Annotated in this window: 15 protein-coding genes and 1 pseudogene; 9 read left to right on the forward strand and 7 right to left on the reverse strand. The window is 37.5% G+C overall.

Annotation, left to right across the window (positions count from 1 at the left end; translation table 11 throughout):
- Positions 1-220: 220 nt before the first annotated feature.
- Both Q0E71_RS04505 and Q0E71_RS04510 read right to left on the reverse strand, forming a co-directional pair.
- On the reverse strand, positions 221-505 hold the full coding sequence (locus tag Q0E71_RS04505; protein WP_367116815.1) for a type II toxin-antitoxin system PemK/MazF family toxin: 285 nt from the start codon (positions 503-505) through the stop codon (positions 221-223).
- Entirely contained in the window at positions 499-735 is a 237-nt protein-coding gene (locus Q0E71_RS04510; protein WP_294796461.1) for an AbrB/MazE/SpoVT family DNA-binding domain-containing protein, read from the reverse strand. Before Q0E71_RS04510 ends, Q0E71_RS04505 begins: the two co-directional genes overlap by 7 nt.
- 825 nt (positions 736-1,560) lie before the next feature.
- Between Q0E71_RS04510 and Q0E71_RS04515 the strand changes: the two genes are divergently transcribed.
- Entirely contained in the window at positions 1,561-2,118 is a 558-nt protein-coding gene (locus Q0E71_RS04515; protein ID WP_294796463.1) for a TetR/AcrR family transcriptional regulator, read from the forward strand.
- Positions 2,119-2,395: 277 nt separating this feature from the next.
- Positions 2,396-3,049 (forward strand): Crp/Fnr family transcriptional regulator, encoded by a 654-nt coding sequence (locus Q0E71_RS04520; RefSeq protein WP_294796466.1) that lies wholly within the window; start codon positions 2,396-2,398, stop codon positions 3,047-3,049.
- Between the two features lie 79 nt (positions 3,050-3,128).
- On the opposite strand, the pseudogene hcp reads toward Q0E71_RS04520, so the two are convergent.
- The 5 genes and pseudogenes from hcp to Q0E71_RS04545 all read right to left on the reverse strand — a co-directional run bounded on the left by hcp (position 3,129) and on the right by Q0E71_RS04545 (position 10,278).
- Positions 3,129-4,753 (reverse strand): annotated as a pseudogene (hcp, locus tag Q0E71_RS04525) (hydroxylamine reductase).
- A gap of 721 nt (positions 4,754-5,474) precedes the next feature.
- Positions 5,475-6,179 carry a B3/4 domain-containing protein gene (locus tag Q0E71_RS04530; RefSeq protein ID WP_294796468.1) on the reverse strand — a complete coding sequence of 235 codons (705 nt, stop codon included), beginning with the start codon at positions 6,177-6,179 and terminating at the stop codon, positions 5,475-5,477.
- A 303-nt stretch (positions 6,180-6,482) separates the two neighbouring features.
- The gene (locus Q0E71_RS04535; RefSeq protein ID WP_294796470.1) at positions 6,483-7,736 is read right to left on the reverse strand and encodes an ATP-binding protein; all 1,254 of its coding nucleotides are present in this window, start codon (positions 7,734-7,736) and stop codon (positions 6,483-6,485) included.
- Positions 7,737-7,918: 182 nt separating this feature from the next.
- Positions 7,919-9,037, reverse strand: coding sequence for a hypothetical protein (locus Q0E71_RS04540; protein ID WP_294796472.1), 1,119 nt, complete (start codon positions 9,035-9,037; stop codon positions 7,919-7,921).
- Between the two features lie 11 nt (positions 9,038-9,048).
- Positions 9,049-10,278 carry an aminopeptidase gene (locus Q0E71_RS04545; protein WP_294796474.1) on the reverse strand — a complete coding sequence of 410 codons (1,230 nt, stop codon included), beginning with the start codon at positions 10,276-10,278 and terminating at the stop codon, positions 9,049-9,051.
- 94 nt (positions 10,279-10,372) lie between these two features.
- On the opposite strand from Q0E71_RS04545, the gene Q0E71_RS04550 reads away from it, so the two are divergent.
- The 7 genes from Q0E71_RS04550 to Q0E71_RS04580 form a co-directional block, all read left to right on the forward strand.
- A complete protein-coding gene (locus Q0E71_RS04550) occupies positions 10,373-11,080 on the forward strand; it encodes a hypothetical protein (RefSeq protein WP_294796476.1) in 708 nt (235 codons plus the stop codon).
- Positions 11,081-11,120: 40 nt separating this feature from the next.
- A complete protein-coding gene (locus tag Q0E71_RS04555) occupies positions 11,121-12,203 on the forward strand; it encodes a hypothetical protein (protein ID WP_294796478.1) in 1,083 nt (360 codons plus the stop codon).
- Positions 12,204-12,208: 5 nt separating this feature from the next.
- The gene (locus Q0E71_RS04560; protein ID WP_294796480.1) at positions 12,209-12,634 is read left to right on the forward strand and encodes an NUDIX hydrolase; all 426 of its coding nucleotides are present in this window, start codon (positions 12,209-12,211) and stop codon (positions 12,632-12,634) included.
- Positions 12,631-13,569, forward strand: a complete 939-nt coding sequence (gene whiA, locus Q0E71_RS04565; RefSeq protein WP_294796482.1) for a DNA-binding protein WhiA — start codon at positions 12,631-12,633, stop codon at positions 13,567-13,569. Before Q0E71_RS04560 ends, whiA begins: the two co-directional genes overlap by 4 nt.
- A gap of 1 nt (position 13,570) precedes the next feature.
- Positions 13,571-13,957 (forward strand): GrdX family protein, encoded by a 387-nt coding sequence (locus Q0E71_RS04570; protein ID WP_058259740.1) that lies wholly within the window; start codon positions 13,571-13,573, stop codon positions 13,955-13,957.
- Positions 13,957-15,531, forward strand: a complete 1,575-nt coding sequence (gene rlmD / locus Q0E71_RS04575) for a 23S rRNA (uracil(1939)-C(5))-methyltransferase RlmD (protein ID WP_294796485.1) — start codon at positions 13,957-13,959, stop codon at positions 15,529-15,531. The genes Q0E71_RS04570 and rlmD overlap by 1 nt, the downstream gene beginning before the upstream one ends.
- A gap of 222 nt (positions 15,532-15,753) precedes the next feature.
- On the forward strand, positions 15,754-16,069 hold a 316-nt coding region (locus Q0E71_RS04580), incomplete at its 3' end, for an AAA family ATPase (protein WP_294796487.1).

The following is a 16,069-nucleotide window of genomic DNA, read 5'->3' on the forward strand; positions in this document are numbered from 1 at the left end:
GGTTGGAACGATATGGTTGAAGCAACAAACAGCCATGAGTTTATCAGAAGATATAAAGAAGATATATTGAAGAGATTGGAAGAAGACTGGTTATTAATAAAATAATTTAATCACATTCAATAAAAGAAGGATAGAGAAAATAAAATCTCTATCCTTTATATTTTGCAAAAACTATTCTATAATCTTTCTACCTGAGAAAAGACTATATTTATTACTTGATCTAAGATATCTTTAGGGCATTTCTCGACAAAAACATTCTCTCTTGCATTAAGGTCCAATGATTTAATGTGTTCACATAAAATGACGCCAGTAGTTTGAGCCTAATATCTAATGGAACGTGTAAAGGGAATTTGTTATCTGTATTAGTTATTGGACATAGTATTGCCAAATTTGTGTTTTTGTTAAAAACCTTGTTACTTATAACGAGGGCTGGTCTAAATCCAGCTTGTTCATGTCCCTTTTGAGGATTGAAACTTAGTTTTATGATATCACCTTGTTCTACCATATTTCTTTACCCTCGGCTTCGCCCCAGTCTATTTCTTCGGGCTTATAATCTCCGTTATATCCATTAAAAAGTTCAATTATGTTCTTTCTTTTATTATGTTTTTTTATTATAAGCTTATCATCTTCCTTTACTACAGCTAGTTCTTCATTTTCACTCCATCCTAGTTCATTAAGCAAGAACTTTGGAAGTCTTATTCCTTGGCTGTTACCCCATTTTTGTAAAGTAATCATAATTACACCTCCATATATTATGTATATATATAGTATATACTTTTTATCTTGACTTGTCAATATATTTTTGTTTGCCAAAAATTATGTAATGACGAGTGAAATAATAGATTTATTTACATTGAAACGAGCCTTAGGCGCAAATCGAATGCGAAAAAAAGCTAATATTTAAAAAATATTAGCTTACCATCCCTTGACGATCATCTTTAGGTTCAATCATCGCTTTAACAACTTCCTTTCGTTCGTGTGCTTCAAAAGAACATCTTATACATCCTTTCTTAGCGATCTTCCTTTGTAGATTCATCCATATGTCCTTCATTGTTTAATTTTCACCTTGAAAAGAAAAGTAATTCTCCTTTTACAGAGATAAATGAATGTCTTTTCATAGTCGTGACTTTTTTACACATGTCATCTACCATCGTCATAAATATTAAATTTTATTTGTAAATTACCTCCACTAATAAATATCTTATTCTTCTTATATAAGAATTAAGAGAATATGATTAAACAAGCACTTTAGTAGCTATTGCCACTTAAGGTTCATCTAATTTAGACTTTATTTACCTTTGATCCACCCACGGCTCTCAAATAGTAAAAGTTAAGCCATTCATTCCTTGCTAAAATATTTAGCTTCGTATCTATATTAAGTCAAGGGATGGAGCTAATTTTCTTTAGATAGAATTATCTTTCTTCTATCTTGGTTACATTATAGCACGGTAAATCGATTTTGTCAAGTACTTTTTTAAAAATCATACTTTAGTAGTATGTATGCATCTACATTGATATAATTTTAGGGAAATGGGTAGATATACACAAAGGGGTGTTTATATGGCAATTAACACGGAAAGTCGCATTATTGACACGTTTAATGACATGCTCGAGCGTATGCCTTTTGATAAAATTACGGTTACGGCTCTGATTAAGGAGTGCCAAATTAGCAGAAATACTTTTTATTATCACTATAAAGACATTTATGAGGTTTTGGATGAGTCACTTTCTATTTGGCTTAAGGTGCGTATCGAGTCGACTTCGGCGCAGTCGTGGCAGGACGTTGCCAAGGCGATACTTTACTCGTGCCTTGAGCACAAGAACAGGATTTACAATGTTTATAACTCTCTATCGCGTGACCAAATTTGCTTTTATGTATTTGAGAGGATTGCTTCAACCGTCTCTATGTACATGGAGGAGTATGTGCGATTAGCGGGTGGAAGCATATACCGCGCGCAGCTTGCTAGCGAGATGATTACCTATACTTTAGGTGGTTTTTTCATGAAATTTATGTGGAATGACATGCAAGATGATATTGAGGAGGAAGTTGATAAGCTTGGCGTAATCTTTGACGAAATGATTGCTAATTTCTGTGGAGTTTTTAGTACAGTTAGATAAATATGGAATAATATTTTTGTGTTCACTTGATGAATTAAGAGATTTTTTGCAGATTGCTATTGATTTATTTATAATTATGGCAATGGATGTATAGATAAAATTTATAATCACGGCAAAGCTATTGACATATTTATAATAGTGGCAGTTAAATTAAAAATCTTCCTACAGTAGACAATATAGTTTATTGAAGGGAGATTTTCATTTAAGTGTTATATAGAATTTATGGGTATATATTGAGTATAATATTATGAATTATGATACTTACGAGGGAGGATTTATGATAGAGATTTTGAAAAAATCATTGCTATTTAAAGGAATGAAGAGTGAAGAAATCGATGAATACTTGAAGTTTGCAAAGGCTAGCGTAAAAAACTATAAGCGTGGTGAGAGCATATTCATGGCTGGTGATTACGCCACTGAGCTTTACATCTTGCTATCTGGTGAAGTTGCTGTTGAGAACATCACTCTAAGCGGTAAGAAAACTATAGTCAACGTCTTTGACAAGCCTGGCACTGTGTTTGCTGAGGTGTATCTATACATAGATGAGGCTTTGCATCATAGCGCAAGTGCTACAAAGGATAGCTCGCTTCTTGCTATAAAGAAAGAATATATTGTTGATCAAAACCATAATTATAAGGTTCTTATAGATAATATCATCAGTATACTTGCAAACAAAGCCTACTACCTGAACAAGAAGCTTATGATATGTACAGCTAAGTCTATTCGTCATAAGATTATCAACTACCTTCTGATTAATGACGAGGGAGACTTCCTTAGGCTGCCATTTACAAAGACTGCTTTTGCAGAATTCTTAAGCGTACCAAGGCCATCTCTATCAAGAGAGCTGTCGCAGATGAAAGATGAGGGGCTTATCGAAGAAAGAGCTAATAAAATATATTTTTCTAGAGCAAAGCTAGAAGATTTATTATAGAAAAAAACCATTGAACAGAGCTTATCTGAACAATGGTTTTCTTTTGTTAAATATTCTTATGCAAAAATGTTAAATATTCTTATGCAAAAAACTTTGCTAGATCTTCATCAACGCTTGAGTTTGGAGCTATGCCAAACTTTTCTACTAGTATATTAACGACATTGCCTGTTAAGAAAGCTGGTAGTGTTGGTCCAAGATGTATGTTTTTTACGCCAAGTGAAAGCAGTGCAAGTAAGACTATGACAGCTTTTTGCTCGTACCACGCGATATTGTAGACTATAGGCAAGTCATTGATATCATCAAGGCCAAAGGCATCCTTAAGTGCTAGTGCTATCATCGCTAAGCTGTAAGAGTCATTACATTGACCTGCATCCAATACTCTTGGTATACCTGCTATGTCTCCAAGATTAAGCTTGTTGTAGCGGTATTTTGCACAGCCAGCAGTTAGTATTACAGTATCTTTTGGAAGTTTTTCAGCAAATTCTGTGTAGTAGCTTCTCCCTTTTTGTCTTCCATCGCAGCGCCCATGACAACAAATCTTTTGATTGCTCCTGATTTAACTGCATCTACAACTTTGTCTTTAAGTGCAAGAACTTGATTGTGCGCAAAGCCTCCTACTAGCTCACCTTCTTCGATTTGAACAGGTGACTTGCATTTTTTTGCATGTTCAATGATTTCTGTAAAGTCTTTGTGACCGTTCTCGTCAGCTTCAATGTGCTTGCATCCTGGGAAGCCCGCAGCTCCAGTTGTGTATATTCTATCTATATAATCAGTTTTTGGTGGAACTATGCAGTTAGTCGTAAACAGTACCGGTCCATTAAATTTTTCAAACTCTTCTTTTTGCATCCACCAGCTATTGCCATAGTTACCGATGAAGTGCTTGTACTTTTTAAACTTCGGATAGTAGTGTGCAGGTAGCATCTCGGAGTGAGTGTAAACGTCAACACCACTGCCTTCTGTTTGTTCAAGCAGCATCTCAATATCCTTTAAGTCATGGCCGGATATAAGTATACCAGGTTTATCGCTAACGCCGATATTAACTTTTGTAATCTCTGGGTTACCATAAGTTTCAGTGTTTGCCTTATCAAGTAGAGCCATGGCCTTAACGCCGTACTCACCAGTTTTTAATACAGTTTCATATAGTTCGTCAATTGGGATCTCTACATCGATGAATCTTGCAAGAGTTTTTTGTATGAAGATATCAACACTTTCATCGTCATAGTTAAGAGTGTTAGCGTGCTTCATATACGCACTCATACCTTTGATACCGTATGTGGCTAGCTCTTTAAGAGATCTTTGATCTTCATCCTTAGTTACTAAAACGCCAACGATCTCAGCCAAAGCCATAAGCTTAGCTCTGTCCTTGTCAGAGTAAAGACTTAGCTTATTTAGCTTCGATTTATCTTTTAGCTTAGAAATAAGCTCATCTTTAGCTACTATAGTTTTGATAACTTGATTAAGTATCATGTCCAAGTCAAAATTTGCATTAGTGATAGTTATGAACATGTTATAAGTAACCATGTGATTGTACTTTTTATCTATAGCGTAGTTTTCACCTCTAAGATTATTTAAAACATCACACAGTAGTTTAGTTGTATAAACAAGTAGGTCTTGGCCAATGGCAACATCTGCCTTTTTACCGCAGACACCAGCCTTAGTACAACCCTTGTTGTTTAAAGTTTCTTGACATTGATAACAAAACATAATTAGCCTCCTTTATTCTATATTATTTCGTTTCATTTCAAATAAATTGTATACTTAAAAATATTATATTTCTGTAACATATCTTACACCATAAGAAATATTTATATAAAGATTCATAATTAGATAAGTTCTTTATAGCAATATTTACTAAATCAAGAGCCATCTATTGTGATACAATATAGATATACGAGACACAGGAGGCGGCATACATTGGCATATATAGATAAAATTTATATTGATGGCAAAGAGGCATTGATTTATTTATGATAATGGTAGGGGATATATAGATAAAATTTATAATCATGGCAAAGCTATTGACAAATTTATAATAATGGCGATGAAAGTATAGATAAATTTTATGGATTTCGGGTATATATATACTGGTGATAATTATGAAGATTGAAATAAAAGAAAGAGCAGCGGCAAGACTTAATGAGCTTGGCGTTAAAGAGTACGAGGACAAAGCCCTGCGCATAAGGCTACTGAACTACTCATGAAGAGGCGCCGTTTATGGCGTGACTTTGGATAAGTTACATGACAACGATATAGTGATTGATGTGGGTGGCTTTAGGGTTTGCGTGAACAAGAATATGGATTATATTGAGAAATTTACGATTGACTACTCTAATAACCCATTAGCGAAGGGATTCCAGGTTTATATTGATTAAAAAACAAGGGCATATGGTTTAGACCATATGCCCATTCTTATGTGTTCTTATTATTAATTTAGTGATACTTCTGGATTATCCTTATCAAGTATATGCACTGATACTTCCGCATTCAAGTACTTTGTAAGATTTTCCTTCAAAAACTCAAGAGCTCCTTCAAGTGCGTCGTACCTATCTGGGTCAACGAGCTCCATAATCATGAAAGCGTTCTTAGTATCTTCAGTAATCATCGTTCTGATGCCATCACGCCAGTTAAAGCATCTGCAGATAGCGCCCTTGTCGTCCTTGTAGCAAAGTTCGCCAGGATAAGTCTCAGATGGATCCTCGCCGATAGCTTGGAATTCGTCGTCGCCTTCAGTGATAGTTAGTCTCAAGTCGCCAACGAACTTGTCCGAGTCCTCAGCACCGCATGGTAGCGCGTACTTAAGCGATGCAGCGTTGTAGATGTCAACCAAAGTGTTGATCGAGCCAACGATGTTGCCCTTAGAAAGTCTCTTTAGAAGCGCTTCAATCGAGCATCTCGCGCCCTTCTTAGTCTTGAACTTCTTGTACGCCTCTCTCCAAACAGCAATTTCTTTATTTTCGCTAAGCTGGCCAGCTACAAGATATTTTTCCGCTTCGTCGTTCGCATCAAGCAGCATCTTTTTTACTTCAATCGGGCTTTCGTCCGAATTTTCCATGTTCTTCACAAGAATTACCCCAAGCTTCGCCTCAGGAAATAATTCAAAAAAGCTTTTGTCCGCTATAAATTTACTCATTTCTTCCTCCTTATTTATTTTTTCTTATCGTCATTATAACATAAAGGGGGAATATTTGCAAAACCATGTTAATGGATTTGCCAAAACACTTCACATTCAAATTGTTTATAGAACTCGTTCGCTTCTCGGCAATACTCGAGTATGACATATACACTCCGTTTGCCTCAAAGCTCCACTTCGTCCTATAATTCAATTTGCTCTGTGAAGTTTAGTATTCGTAATTATATATAAAACACTTTTCTATGTCCATTTGATTTGCAAAATGAAAAATAGGGGGAAATTTCCCCTTATTTTTCAATGAGTTTATAAATTCAAACTATTTTCATCCAATAAAAAATCATACAAACTAATGCTTACTATGCCATTTTCATCTCTTTGTGGTTTTATTACGTCTTTAACTATAATTATTTTCTTGAAAGAGTCATTGATATTTAGAAGAGAATTCTTCTCTTGCTTTATCTTTTTCTCTGTAGCTAAGCTATATGCCGACTGTATATAATATTTGTGACTTCCTTTGTTTGCGATGAAATCAACTTCTAGACGCTTTTTCTCGAAATTACCATCTTTATTCTTTTCTTTTGTCTCAACCATGCCTACATCAACCTGAAAGCCTCTTGCTCTAAGCTCGTTGTAGACAATATTTTCCATTAAATGAGTTTCTTCAATTTGTCTAAATTCGAGCTTGGCATTTCTTAGGCCAATATCTTCAAAGTAGTATTTAAGCGGAGTTCCAATGTATTTTCTGCCCTTGACGTCATATCTATTAGCTTCATTAATCAAAAAACATTCTTTCAGATAATTAATGTAATTTTTTATAGTGTTCATGCTTATATCTGATTTTAATGAGCTTTTGAAAGTGTCTGCAATTTTCGATGGATTTGAAAGAGAGCCAACGCTTGAGGCTAAAACTTTAATTAAATCGTCCATCTCTTGCAATTTTTCAATATTGTAACGCTCCTTGATATCTTTTAAATAAGTTTCCTCGAATAAATTTTCAAGATACTTAACCTTTTGCTCATCACTTTTCATAGTGGCAACAAGAGGCAGACCGCCATAAACCATGTATTCAGAAAGGCCCTCGTACTTGTCGCCGTCATAAACTTGCATAAACTCTTTAAAACTAAGAGGGTATATATGGATCTCGTCACCGCGGCCGCGAAATTCAGTGATTATGTCCTTCGATAAAAATTTCGAATTGCTTCCAGTTACGTAGATGTCAGCGTTTTTTATGTGCAGTAAAGAGTTAAGTACTTCTTCAAAATCATTAAGCATTTGCACTTCATCCAAGAAGATGTAGTAATTATCATTATCAACGATAGATTCTTCAATAAAATCAAGTATAGTATCTGGGTCTCTATATTGTTTATTCTTTCTTTGATCTAAGGAAATTTCAATTATGTGATCTTCACTAATATTGTTTTCTAGTAAATAGCTCTTAAATATTTCAAACAATAGATAAGATTTTCCACTTCGTCTAAGCCCTGTTATAACCTTAATTAAGCCATTATGCATCCTTACTATCAAATCATTTAAGTACTTGTCTCTTGAAATTCTCATTAATATCACCTCCATAAATATGGTTAATACCCTTACTTATCTATATTATAATAGATTAAGAGAGCGTAGTCAATATGCAAAATGAAAAATAAGGGGAATTTTCCCCTTATTTTTCAATGAGCTCGGTCCACAAAAAAAGCGCAGCACTCGCTGCGCTTAATCCATTTACAAAATTTATCTATTTATCTATCCAAGTTATTATAAAAATCATCCACGCTTCTTGCTTCATCGTCTTGGTAGCGTCTTGGTCTATCTGTGTAGTCATAGCCATCATCATCGTAGATGTCGTAGTAGTCGTAGTCTCTGACTACATTTCCTGTTCTAAACTCGTATTGGTTTGTGTAGTCGCACATCGTTACTTGTGAGTAGACTGATGAGTAAAGTGTTCCGATGATCCAAGGTATTGTTGTTATAGCCATGATCCAAGGGGATCTTAGTCCTGTCGCAAGTAGCGCTATAACGACTGTTGCAAGGCCCGCGATAACTGCAATGCCTATGATGATCAAAAGCATTTTGCCAATCCAGTTGAATAAGAATCTATTGGCAAGTCCAAAGCCTGTGCTGATGCATGTACCTATGCCGATGTACTTATTTGTAGTAACTAGGTAGTGCGCAAAGCTTCCTGCTATGCTGATGTAGATGCTTAGTAGAGTTACAATTATGGCTGCGAGTGCCATAACTGTTTCGTTAGAATCGCTTATACCAGCAAATATTGGCAAAATTATAGCTGCTACACCTGATATAAGTCCAAATACTATGGCTATGGCGATGGACTTGATAAACTTAATAAATACTGCCTCTGACACGTCTTTAAAGCCTCTATCCATCTTGAATATCCACTTATTAACGTGTGTAACGAAGGCGATGCCTATTAACTGAATCAATATACCCATGGCAATGAAGCTTAGCATCATAAGTACTGATGATCTTGTTACGCTCATAACTCTCTTAAAATCATCTTCTCTTATGCTTCTTTTTAAATTGCCCACGCCTTGCATAACGTCTTCAAAACTTTCTGCCTCATCAAGCTCTTTTAAGGAGCTATCGAGCTCGTCTGACATAACGTCATCACTATATTTATAGCCTTCTTTCAAAACGTCTGATGAAATTTGCATTATAGATCCAACGTTTATTGCTACAAATCCGCCTATAAGCAAGATGTAGACAAGTGCGAAGCAAAGAAGCGCCTTGATATTATTTTTAATATAGCTGTTTGTCGCTTGAAATACTTCGGAGACGCCACTTGCTCTGCCGCCCTTTCTCTTCGGATCAAACTCTTCATATACAAAATTGTCGTTCATATTATCCCTCCTTAGAAGGCCCAGTTGCCTTCCTCAAATATTTTGTATTCCTTACCGTCTTTATACCCAATTATCTCAGTTGTTTCATCACCAATCATAAAATCGACATGAATTTTGCTGTCGTTAATACCATTTGCTAGTAATTCTTCTTCGCTCATGGCAGCGCCGCCCTCCACGCATGTTGGGTAAGCAGCTCCGAAAGCTAGATGGCAAGATGCGTTTTCGTCGAATAGTGTTGAGTAGAATAATTTTTTACTATTGCTAATAGGTGAGTCGTTTTGCACAAGGGCCACTTCGCCTAACATACAAGCGTTTTCATCTGTAGCGATTAAATCTTCTAATAATTTTTGATTCTTTTCTGCCTTTACTTCAACGCATTTACCATTCTCAAAGCGAAGAGAGAAGTTCTCAACTAATTTACCTGATAGTGACAATGGTTTTGTCGCGTAAACAATACCATTAACCCCATCTCTCTTAGGTGCGGAGAAGATTTCTTCTGTCGGGATGTTGGCTGTGAAGCGAACACCTGTCTCGCTCATGGATGAGCCGCCTATCCATAGGTGATTCTTTGGCATCTCTATAGTAAGGTCTGTACCTAATTTTGATCTGTAATGTAATTTTTCAAATTGCATTTCGTTTAAGTACTTAGCTTTTTCTTGTATAGTATTTTCAAAATCGTCCCAAGCATTGTCTGGGTCTGCTCCGTCGACTCTAACTATCTTAAATATTAAGTCCCAAAGCTCTTCGATGCGCTTTTCTTCAGGCGCGTCTGGAAGCACCTTATCTGCCCAAGCCTTTGATGGCACGGCAACGACGCACCATGGGTTTATGTCGTTCATAGTGTACTTTTGGAATGGTTTCATCAGATTTGCGTTCACACTGCGCATTAGTTTTATTCTCTCAGGGTCAACGTCCTTCATTAGCGATGGATTTGGCGCAGCAACTGACAAGAAGCCCGCCTTTCTCTCTGCAAAATCAAGCATCATATTAAGCTTCCACTCGGGTGCGTGCTTGATCGCCTCTTCACTCATCATCATCGCGCTCAATCTGTTGCACTCGTCGTCTTGTATCCTTACAATTACTTCGCTTGCGCCTCTTTCGTAGGCAAGTTCAGTTAAAAGTCTAACGAAGTCCATCGCCTCAGTTGATGTATTTATCACGAGTGGCATGCCTTTTTGCACGTTTATGCCCCTCTCGATAACGACCTTCGCGTAATTCCTTAACTTATCTTCAAAATTCATTTTGTCCTCCTTTGCGATTAAAGTATTAAATACTCTCTACTTATGATATAATATATTATACCATATATATTAAGAATATGTAAATGGAGGCGCCATGAAAAGTTTTAGAGATTTAATAATTTTAGACGATATGAATTTAGTTCTTGCTTGTGACAGCGCAGCAGGGATAGGCGAGAAGCCATGTGATGAAGTTTTTGCTGACATAGAAATGGTTTCATATTATGCAGCTTTCGTGCCCATAGCCGAGCTATTATGCGTAAGAAGCGTGCCAATGGTCTTGGTCGACACGCTTTGCAACGAGAGAGAGCCATATGGCGAGAAAATCATTCGCGGCATCAAAAGGGCGATGAAGGACGCGGGGCTTGACGAGGGAGATGGTTTTACTGGATCGACTGAAGAAAACTTCGTGACAAAGATGACAGGGATAGGCGTCACAGTCTTAGGACGCGGCCTTGATATACGCGAGGCGCAAAAAGGCGATGCAGTCTACGCCATCGGCAAGGCGCTAGTGGGCAAGGAGCTAATTAAGTATCGTGACAAGGCCATGAGCATGAGTGATTATATATATTTAAAGGAGCAAGACTATATTCATGACATAGTTCCAATCGGCTCAAAGGGCGCGGCGCATGAACTAGCTGAGATTGAGGCACACGCGGGACTTAAGGCGCGCATCGTGAATCACGACTTTGATCTATATGCATCGGGCGGGCCATCGGCCATGTGCCTAGTCACAATGAAGCCTGATGACTTTAATAAATTAAATTTAAAAAAGGACGTAAATTTGTTAGCTTTTATGGAGTAAATGGGTATAAATGTATGAAGAGTACTAGGAGGCGAGTCAATTGAAGAAATTTAGATTCTTAACAATTTTTTCTGTCATAGTTATGTCCATGGCAGGATTTAACGCGCATGCAGCGAGCGAAAATAAAATGACTTACAAGATGAATCTCAAGGAGGACGCGATGTATGTGGACGTCAAGATTGAGACGGAGCACACAGGCTTTAAGTTTGCGATCGATGTGCCGGATGGAGCTGAGGTCTACGATGTAGATGGCAAGAGCCTTAGAGACAATTTCCTTTCGGGAACGAAATACATCTTTGACTTTAACGGCGGCGACAAAGAAGTCTCATACAAGATCAAGGGTCTTCCAAAAGCTTTTAAAAGGGCCGATGGTTTTGTCTTTGGCTTGTATCGTTCGTTTAACACGCACATCAACACCATTGAGCTATCCTACGAGAGCGTTTACTTTGACGAGCCGGTATATGAACTATTTACTTCAAAGGGCCTTAACGCTACTTTTGAAGATGGCAAGACTGGTCTTTACGAGATAGACGAGCCCATTGACATAGCTATAGGCATTAAGTATCCGAAGAATGAGTTCGTGAACGCGCCTTATTTGGACATGGACTACGATGACTACCGTAATGACGAGCTGATGAGAACGCAAATTACTCGCATTGACAAGCCGGGCATCTCTGAGCTAGTGCTTAAGGGGCTTATAGCTGTCGCGCTTATAGCGTTTATCATCGTCGGCTTTTTGATGACAAAGAACCAAAGATTTAGAAATAAATTTAGAATAAAGAAAAGATACGAAGAAAAGGAAAGAAGCGGCAAAACTTTCGACATAAAGGAGCTTGATGAGTACATTTACTTGATCTACCAATTTTACGATACGAAGGAAGATAAGGTCGCTAGCTACTTAGGCGTGGACGAGACTGACAAGCTTGTCGAGGAAAAACTAAATGCTTCGTATGAAATGCTATTAAATAAGGGATATATAGAGAAGGAAGACTCGGATTACAGCGTGGCTCTAACAAAGAAGGGCAGGCTGAAACTTGAGGAAATACTTATCAAGAAGGAATATTTACTCGGTCAAGACGATATTTCAGATGAGGAAGAGAAATTTTTAAGATTGTTCAGGTGATTTAGGTGAAGGTACTTAGCTCAGGAGGCGTAATTATCAATAACAATTTAATATTACTTTTGAAGAAGTACAACGGCGACTATGTATTACCGAAGGGCAGAATCGAGCGCGGCGAAAGCATTGAGGAGGCTGCACTTCGCGAGGTAAAGGAAGAAAGCGGCATCACTGGCGAGATTAAAAAATACTTAGGCAAGATCGATTACTCTTTCATTAACAGGATGAGAAACATAAGGATTGACAAGACGGTACACTTCTTTTTGATGTCAACAAAGGACACGCACACTAAGCCTCAGAGCATGGAAGGCTTTAAGACGGCGAAGTTCTACGAAAGAGAAGAAGCGATTAGCCTTATGAAATATAGTCAAGAAAGAGAAATTATTAGAAAAGCCATAGAAGAGTACGACAGAGAGAAGAATGAGGAGAGGAAATGAGTTTTTCACAAAAAGCTAAGGACGAAGCGGCAAAGCTGATGATCACGGACGAAGACACATCCCTAGCTGAGCTTATGGCCTACGTGAGATACGTCTCATCCATTAGCTTCATATCAGGCAAAGTGGCCGTTTCATTCAGAGTGCAAAAGGCGGCGCTTGCGAGAAGGATTTTTACAGTAATCAGAAATTTATACGATACAGACCTTGACGTGGACATCTCAAAGATGACGCAGCTCAAAAAAATGAACATCTACACGATCGTCCTAAACGATACGGATATAGTTATGCAGATGTTTAAGGACACGCGCATGGAAGGCTTTTTGGACGTGAACAAGATTCCGAAGGCAGTCAAAGAGAGTGACGATATGAGGCGGAGCTACTTAAGAGCGGCCTTCTTGGCAGTCGGCTCCATCACTAATCCAGAGCGCGGCTACCACCTCGAAATGCTTTTCGAAAGCGAGTTCGAGGCAAATGAGGTCAAGGATCTAATGAATGTTTACGGTCTTGGGGCGAAGTACGTCAAACGCAAGGAGAACTACATCACTTATCTAAAGGGCGCCGAAGAAATTTCAGATTTTCTCACAGTTATAGGCGCGATGAGGGCAGTGCTTAGCTTTGAGAATATAAGGGTAGTTAAGGACGTAAGGAACAATGCCAATAGACGGACCAACTGCGAAACAGCCAATATACAGAAGACGGTCGACGCATCGACAAGGCAGGTAGCTGATATAGAGTATATCGACGAGATGATAGGCCTAGATGCATTGCAAGCTGATTTAAAAGAACTGGCTATACTTAGACTGAACAATAGAGACGCCTCACTTGCAGAGCTTGGCAGGCTTATGGAGCCAGAGCTTGGCAAATCGGGCGTGAACCATAGACTTAAAAAACTTGCTGAAATGGCAGAAAATTTACGAATAAATGAGGAGAATTAATATGAAGAGAACCATAGTTACAAACAACGACTACGTTAGAGACAAATACAAAGACGATTTCGACATGATCTATGTTGATAAAGTCGATAATTATACAGGCGTTTTACTTAAGGCAAGAGACCTAATTCACGAAGGATATAAACTCTTAACACATCCATTGTCAGGATCAGTTAAGCCGAACGAAACACCATTTAAGACAATTATTTTGGAAAAGGGTACAGGACTTGACCAAGACGGACTAATCATCTTGGAAGAAGCAATCGGAACCATTAACAAATTTTTAAACATCGAGAAAACACCCGATTACAACGAGCGCGTCATCGACGACTGCAAAGTCATAGACCTTTCCATCATAGACAACACAATCAATTTAAGAAGTTCAATCTAATGAAAGAGTTTTATATTGAAGATATGACCAGTCAGCTAAGGGGCGTTGCAAAGTCCGAGGGACTGGTCTATTTTATTAAAGGAGCCGTGCTTGGCGATACAGTCACAATTACGAACGAAGTGAAGAAGAAGAGCTTTATCGAGGCAGATGTCATGGAAATAGTCTCGCCATCGGAGTTTCGTGTGGACGGGGCAAGTGATGAAGCGATTTTATCTGGACTTTCTTATGAAAAAGAATTCGAGTGGAAGGTCAATGGACTTAAGATGAACCTTAAGAAGATGGCTGGGATTGACGTGGATGTAGAAGAATATATGGCGAAGACTTTAACACACTATAGGGACAACACACAGGTCAAAGTCGCTCGTGGATATAATGGTGGGGTAGCCATCGGTTATTTCGAAGAAGGCACAAATACTGTTGTCGACTCAGAAGAGATGCTTTACATGAATAAAGAAGCGCTAAAAGTTTATCAGGGAGTCAGAAAATTTGTAAAAGAAAATTATAAGGGCTACGACTGGAAATCAAAGAAAGGCGATATCAAGGACATAGTTTTTAGAAATAACGAAAAAGATGAGCTGATGATCACCTTCGTATCGCACGATGATATTATGATCGATATCGAAAAATTAAAAGCAGCCATCGATATGAAGAGGGTCAAATCCATTTACCTAAACATAAACGATAAGTCAGACAAAGTGCTTTACGGAAGGAAATTTACTAAGCTATATGGCGAGGACTTTTTAAGCGTAAATATCTTGGGACTTGATTTTAAAATATATCCGCAAACATTTTTGCAAGTGAATTTAGAGATGATGGACATTTTGTATAAGAAGGCACTAGAGTATCTAGGAGACACATCACAAATGGACGTACTTGAGCTGTACTCAGGCATAGGCACGATAAGCTTATGCGTAGCGAAAGAAGCAAAATCCGTCACAGCAGTCGAAGTAGTAAAGGCCTCAGTTAAAAGCGCAGACGAAAACGCTGAGACAAATGGTATAAAAAACGCAAAATTCATACACGCCAAAGCCGAAGACGCGATAAATAGAGTCTTGAAAGAAAAAAGATACGATGCAGTCATCGTCGACCCGCCGAGAAAGGGCCTCGACAAAAAAGTGGTAGAGATGCTAAAGACGAGCGGTATAGAAAAGATTGTATACATCAGCTGTAACCACGCAAGTTTAGCGAGAGATATCGCCTTGATGAGTGGGGTGTATAAGGTAGATAAAGTAGCCGCAGTTGATATGTTTGCCCGCAGCCCTCACGTGGAGACAATCGTGTTGCTTTCCAAACTAGATTCAAAGAAATATATTAGTGTAGAACTTCCGATGGATGATATGGACTTAACAAGTGCCGAGAGTAAAGCAACCTATAAACAAATTCAAAACTATGTTTTTAAGAAGTTTGGATTTAAGGTATCTAATTTATATATAGCACAAGTAAAAGAAAAATGTGGAATTAAAGAAAGAGAAAATTATAATAAACCTAAAAAAGAAGACTTAAAACAACCAATTTGTCCAATAGAAAAAGAAGAGGCAATAAAAGATGCGTTTAGATATTTTCAGATGCTCTAATAGATGTTCGCTAAAGCTAAAATTTCAAAATTAGTATTTGAAAATGTTTAAGTTTAGTATCCTGTTAATAATTAAATATTGAATAGAGTAAGTCTATTTTAGCAATAGGTGAGCAATATTATATAAATATAAATTATCAGAATATGAAATTGATTTTTCGAAGAAAAGATTAAGCCTATGGAATAATGTTAAAGTTAAAAAAATAGTGAAAGGATGGATAAAATGCGATTATCGAAGATAAAGATTAAAAACTACAGATTGCTTATTGATGCCGAATTGGATGTCGATGCAAAAACAACCCTTATTGTTGGCAGGAATAATACGGCCAAGACTTCCTGTAGTAACTGTATCAACACCGTGATACAAGGAAACGATTTTTCATATAATGATTATCCTATATCAAAGCGAGAAAACCTCTACAACCTGTTTTTTCAGTTCATGGAGAAAAAATTGAGTTATGAAGATCTCTGCAGAGGAATAGAACCTATTTCTATAGAGTTTGTAGTTGATTATTCATTGGATGATCAAGATACAAAAT

Source organism: uncultured Fenollaria sp., from assembly GCF_934202865.1.
Taxonomy (GTDB): domain Bacteria; phylum Bacillota; class Clostridia; order Tissierellales; family Peptoniphilaceae; genus Fenollaria.